Genomic DNA, 13,859 nt, shown 5'->3' on the forward strand with positions numbered 1-13,859 from the left:
GGCAAGGGCGGGTAGGCCTTTGCCCAGCGAGGAAACCTCCGGTGACCGGGGCATTGCCGTCGACATCGACGGTGCGGCCGCATTGTTCGGACTGGTGGACGGGCTCGGCCACGGGCCTGCCGCCGCCGAAGCCGCGCTGCGGGCCGTCGACACGGTTACGCGGGCCGCATCGGAGCCGATTGAAGTGTTGATCCAACTCTGTCACCGGGTGCTGGCCGGCACCAGAGGAGTCGCAATGACGTTGGCGCGGGTCGACTTTGCCGACAACACGGTGACGTGGACCGGCGTGGGAAATGTCACCGCCCATCTGGTGGCCAAGGCACCAACCGGTATCCACATCCAGTCCACGGCACGTCTCATCGGGGGCATCGTCGGTTATCGCATACCGGAAATAAGGCCGGCGCAAGCCGTTTCGATTCGTCCCGGTGATCTGCTGCTGATGCGGACCGACGGAATCATCGAAGACTATTTGGACCACATCGACTTTTCGGCCCCGGCGGTCGCCATCGCCGAAGGACTCCTCGGCAAGGACGCGAAGGAGACCGACGATGCGATGGTCCTGGCCGCGCGGCACCGGGGAGTGACGATTTGAACACCCACAATGACTTTTACGACCAGTACGAGGCCGCGTTGCGCGCCTACGTCGAATCGCGTGACGAGGCGACCTTGTCGGTCGGCAACGAGCTCGGGCGCAGGGCCCTACAGGAGCAGGTCAGCCTGCTCGACATCGTCGAGCATCACGTGCGGCTGGTCTTCGAAATTTCGACGGACGTGCGCGTGGATGCGCCGATCGCGCTGGAGTTCCTGCTGCAGCTGCTGGTTCCGCTGGACGTCGCGACGCGCGGCTTCATCGACGGCAACAGACGCTACGCCGAACAGCGAGCCCGCGCCGAGGGGCTGGCCGATCGCGATAAATTCCGTACAGCACTGGTGAATTCGCTACAGGAAGGCTTCTTCGTCGCCGATCACGAGGGCTCGGTGGTCGAGATGAACAGTGCCTTCATCGAGATTCTCGGGTATCCCGGCGAGGGCCTGCCGTACCGATGGCCGCATCCCTGGCTGGTCGACACCAAGACGGCGGCCGAACAGATAACCCGGGTGCTAAGCCACGGCCGGGCCGACTACGAAACACCGATTCGCCACGCCGACGGGCATCTGGCGTGGGTGAAGGTGAGCATCAACGCGGTCAAGGAAACCGGCAGCGATCGAGACGCCTACGTGGGGACGATTCGTGACATCACCGCCGAGCGCGCCTTCGCGGCCCGCGAGAGCGCGGTGCTGCGGCTGGCCACCGCCGTGGCGGTGGCCAAGAGCGTGGACGAGCTGCTGTCGATCACCCTCGACGAGTGCAGCGCGGCGATCGACGTGCAGCGGGTGATCGCGGTCTCGTGGCCCAACGGTGAAGGCGACCCGACCGTCCAGGTGGCGGGCGAGCCGTCTGCCTCGTCATGGCGCGCGTTGGAGCCGTGGTTGCGCAACACCTTTCAGGACGCGCGTCACCAGCTGCCGCTGACTGCGAAAACGATTGACGCGCCTGACAATCCGGGCAAGGCGCAGGGACTGGTCGCGGTGCTCTCCGGCACCGGGGACCTGGCGCTGTGGCTGGAGCTGCGCACACCGCGGTGGGTCAGCGGGGAGGATCGGCTGCTGGTCACCGTGCTGATCAGCCACCTGAGCCTGGCCATGCAGCACGTGCGCCAGTTCGAGAGCGCGCGCGAGACATCACTGACCTTGCAGCGCGCCATGCTGCCGCCGGTTCAGCCGCCGCCGGGCTTCGCCGTTCGCTACGAACCCGCGGTGCCGCCCTTGGAGATCGGCGGCGACTGGTACGACGTGCTCCCGATCGGCGAGCACCATATCGGCATCGTCGTCGGCGACTGCGTGGGCCGCGGCCTGCCGGCCGCCGCGATCATGGGGCAGCTGCGCAGCTCCGCGCGGGCGTTGCTGATCAACGGCGCCGAACCAGCGGTGCTGCTCGATCAGCTCGACTCGGCGGCATCGCTCATCCCGAATGCGTACTGCACCACGGTGTTCCTGGCGATTCTGGACACCGAGACCGGGGTGCTGCAGTACAGCAACGCCGGACACATGCCGGCCGTGCTGGCCGGGCCGGACCCGGGCACGACCACGCTGTTGACCGATGCCGCGTCGGTGCCGCTCGCGGTGCGCCGGACCGAGCCGCGCCCGCAGACCACCCAGGTGCTGCCTCCCGGCTCGACGCTGATGCTGTTCACCGACGGCCTCGTGGAACGCAAACATGAATCGATCGACGACGGAATCGCCCGCGCCGCAGACGTTCTGGTGCAGACCATGACGTCGCCCCTGGACACGGTCGCCGATGAGGTGCTTCGTAAGCTGGCTCCGGCGGCGGGATACGACGACGACGTCGCGATGGTGATCTACCGTCACCAGCACAGCCCGCTGCGGATCGAAACCGTCGCCACCGCAGACCAACTGGTGAGCATCCGGCATCGGCTGGCGGACTGGCTGCGCGCCGGGGGCATCGGCGAAGACCTGACCGCCGACATCGTGCTGGTGGTCAACGAGGCGTGCACCAACTGCGTCGAACACGCTTACCGTGGTTTCGCCGCCGGAACCATGCTGCTCGAAGTCAGCCTCACCGACGACGAAGTGCGCACCCAAATCACCGATTACGGATCGTGGAAGACGCCGGCCGCCAACCCGGGCAACGGTGGCCGCGGGTTACCGCTGATGCGGATGCTCAGCAATTCCATGGACCTGGACACCACCGCGGCCGGCACCACCGCCGACATCACCTTCCGGCCGCCGTCAGCGGCCGTCTGACGCGGGCGGGGGACGTATGCGACCACTGGCGCGGCGTTTGCTTGCCCCCGGTAGCGGGTAGACATCGGCGTGACCCACGCATCGACCATGACCGAACCCGTCCTGCCTGCAGCGCACGGGCCGCTGTCAACCGCCGTGCGTTGCGCGCTGTCCGGCCCGCCCTGCGGCGATCACCTGGCCCGTATCGGCGCGTCTGTGCGCGATTCCGATCCTTATGGCCTGGATCTGCAGCTGGCGCTGTCGATGTGCTACGAGCTGCACTATCGTGGTCTCGCCGGCGTCGACCCCGCCTGGGAGTGGAACCCCGTGCTGCTGGGGCTGCGCGCCGAGCTGGAACGCGTTTTTCTTTCCGGTGTGCGCCGCGATGTCGGACACATCGACCCCGATCAGACCGCGGCGGCCGAGATGGAAGCGCTGACGGTCGAACCCGTCGACGGCACCGGCCCGTCGTACTACCTGCGCGACACCGGATCCTGGCAGCAGATGTGTGAATACTTCGTGCACCGCTCGCTGTATCACCTCAAGGAGGGCGATCCGCACGCCTTTGCCATCCCACGGCTGCGCGGAGTGGCCAAAGCGGCATTCGTGGCAATCGAATTCGATGAGTACGGCGCCGGACAGGGCGCGCGGCTACACCAGCAGCTGTTCGCCGATCTGCTGTCGGCGGCCGGACTGGACGCGACGTATTGGGGCTACATCGACGCGGTGCCCGCCGAATCGCTGGCGGTGGTCAACCTCATGTCGCTGTTCGGGCTGCACCGCTCGTTGCGGGGCGCTGCCATCGGGCACTTCGCCTCGACGGAGATCACCTCACCGCCGGGATCACAGCGCATGGTGAAGGCCTTGCGCCGCCTGCAGGCGCCGGCGGCCTGCGTCGAGTTCTACAGCGAGCATGTCGAGGCCGACGCGGTGCACGAGCACGTCGTGCGCATCGATGTGGTCGGCGAACTCGTCGCCCAGGAGCCGCAACTCGAGCACGACGTCATCTTCGGTATCCGAGCGCACGCCGCGGTGGAAGACCGCCTGGCGGAAAGGATTATGACGTCGTGGCGCCAGAATCAGACGTCGCTGCGGAGGCCGCTGGAGCAGCCGACGCTTTGAGACGCCGACACCTGCGATGGCTGGTGTCGCACAACGGATAACGGTCGCTGCGGCGGCAGGTACAGATCGCCACCATGAACCGGTCGGACTCCACGACCTCGCCATTGGGCATCTCGATGCGCACCGGGCCCGAGACCAGCACGGGCCCGTTGGGCACCACCTGTACCCGGGTAGTGGTCATCGCTTCTCCGCGCGGATCACGATCAGTTCTTCTTCGCGCCGGCCGCGCGGGATCAGGCCCACGTTCTCCAACCATTGCGCCCGCGCCGACAGCACCGGACCGAACGGTATCCATTTGGAGGCAATCACTTTCGCGTCCATGCCGGCCCACTTCAGGGCGTCCAGCGACTGCTGCACACCGGACAGCGCCGAATGCACCAGCAGCAGGGATCCACCGTCGCGCAACAGCTTTGGCGCGGTCTCGCAGAGCGGATCGAGGATCGTGCGGCCATCCACGCCGGCATTCCAGGCCCAGGACGGGCCGGCGGCAGGGCAGATCTCTTCGGTCTCGGCGCCGGGCGGGGTGGGCACATAGGGCGGGTTGGACACGACGACGTCGAACGGCGCGTCATCCACCGCGGCGTTCCAGGAGCCCTCGCGGACGTCGACCTGCACGCCGGCCACCGCGGCGTTCTCCCGGGCACAACGCACCGCCTGCGGGCAGATGTCGAAGGCGGTGGCACTCGCGCATCCCATCGAGGCGGCCGCGATCGCGACGAACCCGCTGCCCGTGCAGAGATCGAGCACACGACGCCCCGGGATCAGGCCGGAATCGTGCATCACATCCACCAGCAAACGGGAGTCCTCCTGCGGCTGATACACGTTTGGCACCGGTGAAACAACGGGCTCGGGATACGTGGTTGTCACTGTTGGCCTTTCGAGAACCCTACAAGGATTGCCGCTGATCACGGCTTGGCGGGATAATGCCCGCAAACCGGCGCATTCAAACGGGACGGCCGAAAAGTCGCGATCAACCGGTGGCCGCCTGCGCGAATTGCTTGAGGATGGTCGCGCAAAACGCCGGAAGATCCGATGGGGAACGGCTGGTGATCAGGTTGCCGTCGACGACGACCTCCTCGTCGACGACGTGGGCACCCGCGTTGCGCAGATCGGTGCGGATACTGGCGTACGAGGTCAGCGTGCGGCCCACTGCCACACCGGCTTCCACCAGCGTCCAGGGGCCATGGCAGATGGCCGCCACCGGCTTGCCCGATCCGACGAAATCGCGAACGAAGGACACCGCGGAATTGTCCATCCGCAGCTTGTCCGGGTTCACCGTGCCGCCCGGCAGCACCAGGCCGTCGAAGTCGTCCACGGAGGCGTCGGATACCTTGCGGTCGACGGCAAACGTTCCCGCCGGTTCCAGATCGTGATTACGCGCCTGGATTTCGCCGTCCTTCAGGGACAGCAACTGGACTTTCGCGCCGGCCTCCTGCAGCGCCGCACGCGGCTGTTCGAGCTCGACCTTTTCCACACCGTCGGCCGCCAAAATCGCAATTTTCTTGCCTTGCAACTCGTTTGACATCGTCGGTCCCCTTCCTGCGAATCACCGATTACTTTCGCCTCAAAGAGCTCGTAGCGCTGGAGCGCCTGATGCGGCCCCGCTGCCGGTGGTGCGTAGCGCCGTGTACAGGTCCAGTCCGGCAATGCCGGACAGCAGCGCCGCCGAGATGGCGCCCTGGCGGCGTCGCCCCGGGCCGCGGGCGACCACGCCCGCGATCAACAGGGCCATGTCCAGGACATCCCCGGCCACCCGGGTCCACACCAGCTTGGCGGGACCGCCGAGCAGCGCGGCGCCATGGCCGCATTCGCGTACCCCGAGCGCGCGAATCACCCGTCGGGACCGGCTGGTGTCATCCACGCCCGCGATTGCGGCCACTTTGCCCGGGGCGACCAATTCGCTGACGCCGAGTCCGATACTGGCGCCGCTGAGGACCTTGACGAGTGTGTTCGTGGTGCCGTCGGTCTGGTCGCTCAACTTTCACTCCCCCTTGCTGTGCCGCAGGACCTGCTTCCGGGCCACCGGCGGGGCGGCAGCGATTTGCGGGGCCAACGCCGCCGGAACGCCCGTCACGTCCCAGCTCTGCCGACGTCCCGACGCGCGTTGGCCGGCTGCCGCACGACTGCGACGCGGATACCCGGGAGGGAAGCGGTCAAACCTGCGATCAGTTTGCTGCGTCGCGCAACGCCGCGAGCAAAGGCTCCGCGGCCTCGGCGAGGAACCGCTCCTGGGCTTCCCCGCCGATTTGCACCAGCGCGATGTCGGTGAACCCGGCCTCCCAGTAGGGCCGGACGCCCTCGACGATGGCATCGAGGTCAGGACCGCAGGGAATGGTCTCGGCGACGTCTTCGGGCCGCACGTACTGGGTCGCCCCGGCGAAGCCGGCCGGCGTCGGCAGATCGGCGTTGACCTTCCAGCCGCCGGCAAACCAGCGGAACTGGTCGTGCGCACGCTTCACCGCGGTGTCGCGGTCGGGATCCCAGGACACCGGTATCTGGCCGACCACGCGTCCCCCGCCCGCGAGGTTGGCGGCTTGGCGGGCGGAATGCCATTCCCTGACCAGTTCGGCGTCCGGCTCCACCGCAATGAGGTGGTCGGCCAGTTTGGCGAACTTGTCGACGCCCCGCGCACCCGCCATGGCCACCCCGATGCCGACCGGGACGTCGGGCACGTCCCACAGCCGGGCCGAGTCGACCCGGAAATAGTCACCGGTGAAGTCCACCAGTTGCCCGCCGAACAGCTCCCGGATGATCTTGATCGCCTCGCGCAGCATGTCCTGCCGGCGCGTGACGGTCGGCCAGCCCTTGCCGACGACGTGCTCGTTGAGGTTTTCACCGCTGCCCAGGCCCAGGGTGAACCGGCCGTCGGACAGGATCTGCACCGTGGCCGCCTGCTGGGCGACCACGGCAGGGTGATAGCGCATCGTCGGGCACGTCACATAGGTGTAGAGGTCGACCCGCTCGGTGGCCTGTGCCACCGCACCCAGCACCGCCCAGGCGTTCGGCGCGTGTCCCTGCGTGGTGAGCCACGGCGAGAAGTGATCACTGCACACATGGAAGTCGAAGCCGCGCTCTTCGGCCGAAACCGCATATCGGACAAGGTCTTTGGGTCCACTCTGCTCGGTCATCAAAGTGTAGCCAAAATTCGTCATGCGTGACGGAGTACCCGACTACACAAAGCGCAAACGACGCCCTCGGTTACGCCCCGCTGTGCGTCCGCGCCCTCAGCCCGCGGTGGTGATCGAGTCCCCGGTCACGCCGGCGGCCCGGCGCGCGGCGAGGCGGCGCTTCTGCGGCTCGATCGTGTAGCGGGGGTCACCGGCCGATTCCTTGCCAGCCTCGAAGAAACCGAACCTCAGCGAAGCTGATGCCGCCAGCAACGCAAGGCCGGACAGTGCCGCGACGCCGCGTCGCCGCCCACCCAGCAGCGCGCCCAAACCGCCTGCGGCGGCGAGCCATTCGCTGGCCGTCAAGAGCCGGCCGGGCGTGCCGTGATGCAGCGGTTCCCTGGTCACCGGGTCCATCCGGCGCTCCATCACCCGAGTGCAGATCAGGTCGCCGACCGCGCCGATGACGGCGAGCTTGCGGGCCGGCCCGGCCTCGGCGACCCCGGTGGTGATCATCGCCAATCCCGAGGCGGCCAGGCTCGCCGAACTGACGAACACGAACGGCAGGTCCCGATACGCGGCGTTCCACGTCGGGGTCGCGGTGTCGGTGAGCAGCACCGCGGTGTAGACGGCGAGCGGCGCCGCGAACACCGCGGCTTCCAGTCCGGCCGGCCCCTCCACGGCGCGCAGCACGGGCCGCAACGGGCCCAACGGGATTCGCTCATCGGTCATCCGGTCGACCTCGGCGGCCGACGCAACGCCGATGCCGGCCGAGAACAGGCTGAGAATCCAGGAGCCGATGCTCATCGGCGAGGTCAACTTGACCGTCCGCAGCATGTTGACGAAGCGCTCGGGCCGGCCCAGATCCTTGACCAGGGCGACCGCACCCAGGGCCACCGCGATCAGCGCGGAGAGCCTGGTGTTGCGGCGCAATGTGTTTCGCCCGGTGAGCTGGGCGCCGGCCGCCAGCAGTCCGGACCCACCGGCGACGCCGCCCAGGAACAGGTAGGCCGCGACTTCGTGTCCCCACGGTGCTGGCTTGACCACGGGCCGCCCGTAATACGAGGTGAACTCGGCGTCGGGGACCATCGGCATCTCGCGGGAGCCGTCCGCACCGCCGCGCCGGCCCGCGCGCCTGCCCTTGCGCCGCTTGCCGCCCGTGGGCTCCGGCGGCCGGAAGCTGTCGAATTCCGACGTGCTCATCGGCTCCTCCAAAATGCCAGCGCGGCCGCGCCGACCATGCCGGCCGCGGCCAGGCCGGCGCGCTTGAACATGGCCGGCAGGTCGGCCGTGCACACCCGCGGGTCGGGCGGCAGCCCGTACACCTCCGGCTCGTCGAGCAGCAGGAACACCGACCCGGTGCCGCCGACGCCGTCGTTCTCGTTGGCGCCGTAAAGCCTTGCCTCCGTGCGCCCCTCGGCGTGCAGCTGGACGACGCGCTCGCGCGCCTGGACCACCAGCTCGTCGTGATCGCCGAACTTGATCGACGTCGTCGGGCAGGTCTGGGCACACGCCGGGATCTGGTCCTCGACCAGGCGGTCGTAGCAGAGGGTGCACTTCTGGGCGACCCCGGTGACAAACTCCTCCTTCGGCCGGCCGGGGCGTTCCACCGGCGTCGCGTAGGTGCCGTCGCTGCGCCGTTCGACCACGCCGAACGGGCAGCCCGCCACGCACGTGCCGCAGCCGTTGCAGACGTCGTGCTGCACAACCACCGTGCCGAACTCGGTGCGGAACAGCGCGCCCGTCGGGCAGACGTCCAGGCAGCCGGCGTGCGTGCAATGCTTGCACACGTCCGACGACATCAACCAGCGAAACTCCGGGGTGTACAGCGGCTGCGAAACCGGTTCGGCAGCAGCGGTTTCCGCGGCGCCGGGCAAGGCGGGCATGCCGAGATCGATCAGGGCGCGGCCGGATTCGCGGGCCTGTTCGATGCGCTCCCGGCCCTGCTCGATGAAGGCCACGTGCCGCCAGGTGCTGGCGCCCAGCGCGCCGGTGTTGTCGTACGAGGACCCCAGCAGCTCGAGGTCACCGTCGCGTGGATTGCGGTTCCACTCCTTGCAGGCGACCTCGCAGGCCTTGCAGCCGATGCAGATCGAGGTGTCGGTGAAAAAACCCTTGCGCGGCTTGGCATCCGGCCATCCGGCCGCCGCGGCCGGGTCAGTCGGCCCGGTCAGCTGACCCATCGCCCCTCCTCGTGTCCTGCTGTCCAACGATGTCCCACACCGCATTGTCGACCCGGACGTTGCCGGTCTCCGTGGTGACGCCCGAGCGTGACTGGTAGTCGGCGATCAGCCGCAACAGGTCCTCGCCCTGCGGGCGGCGACCCGGACGGATGTCACACGACCCGGCCTTGGACTCCTGGATCTGCACGTTGGGATCGAGCGTCACACCGAGCAGGTCGTTGGCCGCGTCCCCGCTGACCACCGCGTCGCTGCCGACGCCCCAGTGGTAGGGCAAGCCGATCTGGTGCACGGTGTGGCCGTTGATGAGCAGCGGGCTCACCCGTTGAGTGACCAGCACCCGGGCTTCGATCGCGGCGCGGGGCGAGACGATGGTGGCCCACCCGTAGGGCTCGAGGCCGCGCTCGGCGGCCAGTTCCGGGGACACCTCGCAGAACATCTCCGGTTGCAGCTCGGAGAGGTAGGGCAGCCACCGGCTCATGCCACCCGCGGTGTGGTGCTCGGTGAGCCGGTAGGTGGTGAACACGTACGGGTAGACGTCGGCGCCCGGGTCACCGGCGCTGGGTGCGCTCAGATTGTCCTTGCGCGGGAACGTGATTCGCGCCGGATTGCGCTGCTGCGGATACAGCGCGTTGGTCACCGGCGACTCCTGCGGCTCGTAGTGCGTGGGCAACGGCCCGTCGACCACACCCTTCGGCGCGAACAGCCAGCCCTTGCCGTCGGCCTGCATGATGAACGGGTCATCCCCGGCCAGCGCGTCGGGTCCGCCGAGGTCGGGGTCGGGCCGGGCGCCGGGAGCACGGTCGGCCACGAAATCCGGGACGTCGTGGCCGACCCACCGGCCCTGCTCCTCGTCCCACCAGACGTAGCGCTTGCGCTCGCTCCACGGCTTGCCTTCCGGGTCGGCCGACGCGCGGTTGTAGAGCACCCGCCGGTCGGCCGGCCACGCCCAGCCCCACTCCGATTGGCTCGGCGACTCACCGCCGTGCGGCACTCGGCGCGCGGCCTGATTGGTGGCGTTCGCGTAGACCCCGGTGTAGATCCAGCAGCCGGCGGCGGTCGACCCATCGGCGCGCAGCTCGGTATAGGACGTCAAGGGTTTCGGCGGCGCGCCACCGTCGGCGGCGCGGTAGCCGTTGACCTCGGCCAGCACCGCTTCCCCGTCGGGCTCGCCGTGCTCGTCGGCCGGGTAGTCCCAGGTCAGGTCCAGCAGCGGCCGGTCGCGCTCGTCGGTCGACCCGGCCAGCCGTTGCCGGATCCGTTTGCCGAGCTCGTAGAAGAACTGCAGTTCGCTCTGGCACTGGCCCGGCGGCTCGACGGCCTTGTGCCGCCACTGCACCAGCCGCTGCGTCTGGGTGAACGATCCCGCCTTCTCCACATGCGTCGCGGCGGGCAGGAAGAACACCTCGGTGTCGATCTCGGAGGTCTTGAGTTCGCCCGACGCGATCTCGGGTCCGTCCTTCCACCAGGTGGCCGATTCGATGAGGTTGAGATCGCGGACCACCAGCCACTTGAGGTGTGACATGCCCATGCGCTGCATGCGGCCGTGGGCCGAACCGACCGCGGGGTTCTGCCCGAGCAGGAAGTAGCCTTCGACCTCGTCGTCGAGCATCCCCATCACGGTCTGATAGGTGCCGTGCGGGCCGGACAACCGCGGCAGATAGTCATAGGCCCAGTCGTTGTCGACGGTCGCCGCGTCCCCCCACCACGCCTTGAGCAGGCTGACGGTGTAGGCATCGGCGTTGGCCCAGAAGCCTTTCTGCTTCTTGGATCCGACCGCGTCGAGGTAGTCGGCCAGGGTGTCGTGCATGCCCGCCTTGGGCATCGGCAGGTACCCGGGCAGCAAGTTGAACAGCGTCGGGATGTCGGTGGAGCCCTGGATGGTGGCGTGACCGCGCAGCGCCATGATGCCGCTGCCCGGACGGCCGACGTTGCCCATGAGCAGCTGCAAAATCGTTGCGGTGCGGATGAATTGGGCACCGAGCGTGTGCTGGGTCCAGCCGACGGCGTAGGCGAAGCAGGTGGTGCGCTCGCGCCCGGAGTTCTCCTCGATGGATTGGGCCAGGTAGTCGAAATCCTCGCGGCTGATACCGCAGACGTCGGTGACCATTTCCGGGGTGTAGCGGGCGTAGTGCCGCTTGAGGATCTGGAAGACCGTCCGCGGGTGCTGCAGGGTTTCGTCGCGCCGCACCCGGGCGTTCGCCAGTGGCGGACCGCCGCTGCCGTGCTCGTGACCGGCGCCGCTCTCCGCGGCGGTGGCGCCGTCGGTGTGGCTCCCACCGGGGGACTCGATCTGGCCGTCATCCCGCTCTTCGTAGGCCCAGCTGGAGGTGTCGTACTGGCCGGTCTCGGGATCGAAGCCGGAGAACAGGCCGCCGAGATCCTCGGTGTCCCTGAAATTTTCGTTGATGAGGGTGGCGGCGTTGGTGTAGGCGACGACGTACTCGGAGAACCACAGGTCATTGGACAGGATGTGGTTGATCAACGCGCCGAGCAGCACCACGTCCGAACCGGCGCGGATCGGGATGTGCCGGTCGGAGACCGCCGAGGTCCGGGTGAAGCGCGGGTCGACGTGGATCACCCGCGCACCGCGCGCCTTGGCCTCTTCCACCCACTGGAACCCGACCGGGTGGCACTCGGCCATGTTGGAGCCCTGGATGACAATGCAGTCGGCATTGGCCATGTCTTGCAGTGATTGGGTGGCGCCGCCGCGCCCGAAGGAGGCTCCCAGACCGGGAACCGTGGCGCTGTGTCAAATACGAGCTTGGTTCTCGATCTGAATGGCGCCCGCGGCGGTGAAGAGCTTCTTGATGAGGTAGTTCTCTTCGTTGTCCAGGGTGGCACCGCCGAGCGCGGCGATGCCCATGGTGCGGCGCAGCAGGTTGCCCTTCTTGTCGATGTCCTGCCAACTGTTGCGCCGCGATTCCACGAAGCGGTCGGCGATCATGTCGATCGCGGTGTCCAGCTCCAGCGGTTGCCACTCGGTGGCCCGCGGCGGGCGGTAGAGCACCTGCAGCTGCCGGCCGGGCGAATTCACCAGCTGCTCGCTAGCAGAACCCTTGGGGCACAAGCGTCCCCGCGAGATCGGCGAGTCGGGATCGCCCTCGATCTGGACCACCCGCTCGTCCTTGACGTACACCCGCTGCCCGCAGCCCACGGCGCAGTACGGGCAGATGCTCTGCACGACGCGGTCGGCCGTGGTGGTGCGCGGCGCCAGCGCGCGGGTCTGTTTGGAGGTCACCGCCGAACCGCGGCCAAGCTTGTCCGTCGACCGCAACTGGCGCAGGACGGGCCATTCCAGAAACACTTCGCGCAGGGCCATGTCCTAACCCTAGTGGCGATCGCAAGCGCGGCGAAGCCGGGCGCCGGGGGTCGCCACGTTTTCACCTAGCGCGGTGGGGCCGATCAGCGCACCACGATGGTGTGTTCGCCGCGCGGTATCAGCTCGCCGATGACCGGCGCCCCGGGAATCTCCCCGGCGATCAGCAGCCCACCGGAGGTCTGCGCGTCGGCGAGCAGCAGGGCATCGTCCTCCCCTACGGCGGACAGGTCGACGTGCGGCGCCACCCAGTCGAGGTTTCGCCGGGTGCCGCCGGAGAGGTAGCCGGCCGCCAGCGCCGCCCGCGCGCCGTCCAGGTAGGGCACCGCCGCCGAATCGATCACCGCCGTCACGCCGCTGGCCCGCGCCAGCTTGTGCAGATGCCCGAGCAACCCGAAACCGGTGACGTCGGTGGCACATTCGACCCCGGCCGCCAGCGCCGCCGCGGCCGCGTCGGCGTTGAGCGTGGTCATCACGGCGACCGCCTCCTCGAAGCGCTCCCCGGTGGCCTTGTGCCGGTTGTTCAGCACGCCGACACCCAGCGGCTTGGTCAGCGACAGCGGAATCCCAGGTTTGCCGGAGTCGTTGCGCAGCAATCGGTTTGGGTCGGCGATCCCGGTGACCGCCAGCCCGTACTTGGGTTCGGGGTCATCGACGCTGTGGCCGCCGGCCAGGTGGCAGCCGGCCAGTGCGCACACATCCAGCCCGCCGCGCAGCGTCTCGGCGGCCAGCTCGAACGGCAGCACGTCGCGCGGCCAGCCCAGCAGATTCACCGCGACCACCGGGCGCCCGCCCATCGCGTAGACGTCGGACAGCGCGTTGGTGGCCGCGATACGGCCCCAGTCGTAGGCGTCGTCGACCACCGGGGTGAAGAAGTCCGTGGTCGCGATCAACGCCGTGCCCTCTTGGATGCGCACCACCGCCGCGTCGTCGCCGTTGTCCAGGCCCACCAGCAGCTCCCCGAACGGGTCGCGCGGCGGGTTGGAACCCAACCCGCGGACCACGTCCTCGAGCTCACCGGGCGGGATCTTGCAGGCGCAGCCGCCGCCGTGGGCGTATTGAGTCAATCGGTACGTCACGGCGTCCATGGTGCCCGCGCGCCGAAGGCTGCGACAATTGGCGCCATGGCTCAAGGAGGCGTGTCCGGTCTGGTGACCGGCGCGGTCTTCAAAACCGTCGAACGGCAGTCGCTGTCGTTGGCGGGTTCAATTCCCGTCCGCCTCCGCCATGTTCTTCCGGGTCCGCGATGACCGATCCGCGCCGACGGGTGCCCGGCACCGACACGCTGCTCGCCGATCCGCGGCTGGCCGCGGCGCAACGGGTGCTGGGCCGCACGCTGGTGAAGTC

General features: G+C 68.5%; 13 protein-coding genes and 1 tRNA gene. 5 read left to right on the forward strand and 9 right to left on the reverse strand.

What is annotated here, in order from left to right:
* Positions 1–19: 19 nt before the first annotated feature.
* From DQP58_RS16500 to DQP58_RS16510, 3 genes are all read left to right on the forward strand, one after another.
* Positions 20–592 (forward strand): SpoIIE family protein phosphatase, encoded by a 573-nt coding sequence (locus DQP58_RS16500; RefSeq protein ID WP_112709370.1) that lies wholly within the window; start codon positions 20–22, stop codon positions 590–592.
* Positions 589–2,805, forward strand: coding sequence for a SpoIIE family protein phosphatase (locus tag DQP58_RS16505; protein WP_112709371.1), 2,217 nt, complete (start codon positions 589–591; stop codon positions 2,803–2,805). The genes DQP58_RS16500 and DQP58_RS16505 overlap by 4 nt, the downstream gene beginning before the upstream one ends.
* Before the next feature lie 87 nt (positions 2,806–2,892).
* Positions 2,893–3,906, forward strand: coding sequence for an iron-containing redox enzyme family protein (locus tag DQP58_RS16510; protein ID WP_112709372.1), 1,014 nt, complete (start codon positions 2,893–2,895; stop codon positions 3,904–3,906).
* Here DQP58_RS16510 and DQP58_RS16515 read toward each other — a convergent pair.
* The 9 genes from DQP58_RS16515 to selD all read right to left on the reverse strand — a co-directional run bounded on the left by DQP58_RS16515 (position 3,842) and on the right by selD (position 13,600).
* Complete coding sequence (locus DQP58_RS16515; protein WP_112709373.1) at positions 3,842–4,087, reverse strand: CDGSH iron-sulfur domain-containing protein; 246 nt, start codon at positions 4,085–4,087, stop codon at positions 3,842–3,844. The two genes, DQP58_RS16510 and DQP58_RS16515, sit on opposite strands and share 65 nt — an antisense overlap.
* Positions 4,084–4,773: a HemK2/MTQ2 family protein methyltransferase gene (locus DQP58_RS16520; protein WP_112709374.1), complete on the reverse strand. Its 690-nt coding sequence runs from the start codon at positions 4,771–4,773 to the stop codon at positions 4,084–4,086. The genes DQP58_RS16515 and DQP58_RS16520 overlap by 4 nt, the downstream gene beginning before the upstream one ends.
* Positions 4,774–4,876: 103 nt before the next feature.
* Positions 4,877–5,431, reverse strand: coding sequence for a type 1 glutamine amidotransferase domain-containing protein (locus DQP58_RS16525; protein ID WP_112709375.1), 555 nt, complete (start codon positions 5,429–5,431; stop codon positions 4,877–4,879).
* A gap of 39 nt (positions 5,432–5,470) precedes the next feature.
* The gene (locus DQP58_RS16530; RefSeq protein ID WP_112709376.1) at positions 5,471–5,884 is read right to left on the reverse strand and encodes a malate dehydrogenase; all 414 of its coding nucleotides are present in this window, start codon (positions 5,882–5,884) and stop codon (positions 5,471–5,473) included.
* Between the two features lie 187 nt (positions 5,885–6,071).
* Positions 6,072–7,058, reverse strand: a complete 987-nt coding sequence (locus DQP58_RS16535) for an LLM class F420-dependent oxidoreductase (protein ID WP_112709377.1) — start codon at positions 7,056–7,058, stop codon at positions 6,072–6,074.
* A gap of 72 nt (positions 7,059–7,130) precedes the next feature.
* Positions 7,131–8,216, reverse strand: coding sequence for an NrfD/PsrC family molybdoenzyme membrane anchor subunit (gene nrfD / locus DQP58_RS16540; RefSeq protein ID WP_112709378.1), 1,086 nt, complete (start codon positions 8,214–8,216; stop codon positions 7,131–7,133).
* Positions 8,213–9,196: a 4Fe-4S dicluster domain-containing protein gene (locus tag DQP58_RS16545; protein ID WP_112709379.1), complete on the reverse strand. Its 984-nt coding sequence runs from the start codon at positions 9,194–9,196 to the stop codon at positions 8,213–8,215. The genes nrfD and DQP58_RS16545 overlap by 4 nt, the downstream gene beginning before the upstream one ends.
* On the reverse strand, positions 9,171–12,515 hold the full coding sequence (fdh, locus tag DQP58_RS16550; protein WP_240629874.1) for a formate dehydrogenase: 3,345 nt from the start codon (positions 12,513–12,515) through the stop codon (positions 9,171–9,173). Before fdh ends, DQP58_RS16545 begins: the two co-directional genes overlap by 26 nt.
* Before the next feature lie 83 nt (positions 12,516–12,598).
* Positions 12,599–13,600, reverse strand: a complete 1,002-nt coding sequence (gene selD / locus DQP58_RS16560; protein ID WP_430916156.1) for a selenide, water dikinase SelD — start codon at positions 13,598–13,600, stop codon at positions 12,599–12,601.
* A gap of 45 nt (positions 13,601–13,645) precedes the next feature.
* On the opposite strand from selD, the gene DQP58_RS16565 reads away from it, so the two are divergent.
* Together DQP58_RS16565 and DQP58_RS27205 are read left to right on the forward strand one after the other, a co-directional pair.
* Positions 13,646–13,740: transfer RNA gene (locus tag DQP58_RS16565), tRNA-Sec, on the forward strand.
* An 18-nt stretch (positions 13,741–13,758) separates the two neighbouring features.
* On the forward strand, positions 13,759–13,859 hold a 101-nt coding region (locus DQP58_RS27205; protein WP_240629876.1), incomplete at its 3' end, for a hypothetical protein.

Source organism: Mycobacterium colombiense (assembly GCF_003284975.1).
Taxonomy (GTDB): domain Bacteria; phylum Actinomycetota; class Actinomycetes; order Mycobacteriales; family Mycobacteriaceae; genus Mycobacterium; species Mycobacterium europaeum_A.

Bases quoted from the DNA above. Each gene is read 5' to 3' on its own strand.
- DQP58_RS16510 (WP_112709372.1), top strand. From the start codon at position 2,893: ATGACCGAACCCGTCCTGCCTGCAGCGCACGGGCCGCTGTCAACCGCC.
- DQP58_RS16515 (WP_112709373.1), bottom strand. From the start codon at position 4,087: ATGACCACTACCCGGGTACAGGTGGTGCCCAACGGGCCCGTGCTGGTC.
- DQP58_RS16525 (WP_112709375.1), bottom strand. From the start codon at position 5,431: ATGTCAAACGAGTTGCAAGGCAAGAAAATTGCGATTTTGGCGGCCGAC.
- DQP58_RS16535 (WP_112709377.1), bottom strand. From the start codon at position 7,058: ATGACGAATTTTGGCTACACTTTGATGACCGAGCAGAGTGGACCCAAA.
- nrfD (WP_112709378.1), bottom strand. From the start codon at position 8,216: ATGAGCACGTCGGAATTCGACAGCTTCCGGCCGCCGGAGCCCACGGGC.
- DQP58_RS16545 (WP_112709379.1), bottom strand. From the start codon at position 9,196: ATGGGTCAGCTGACCGGGCCGACTGACCCGGCCGCGGCGGCCGGATGG.
- selD (WP_430916156.1), bottom strand. From the start codon at position 13,600: ATGGACGCCGTGACGTACCGATTGACTCAATACGCCCACGGCGGCGGC.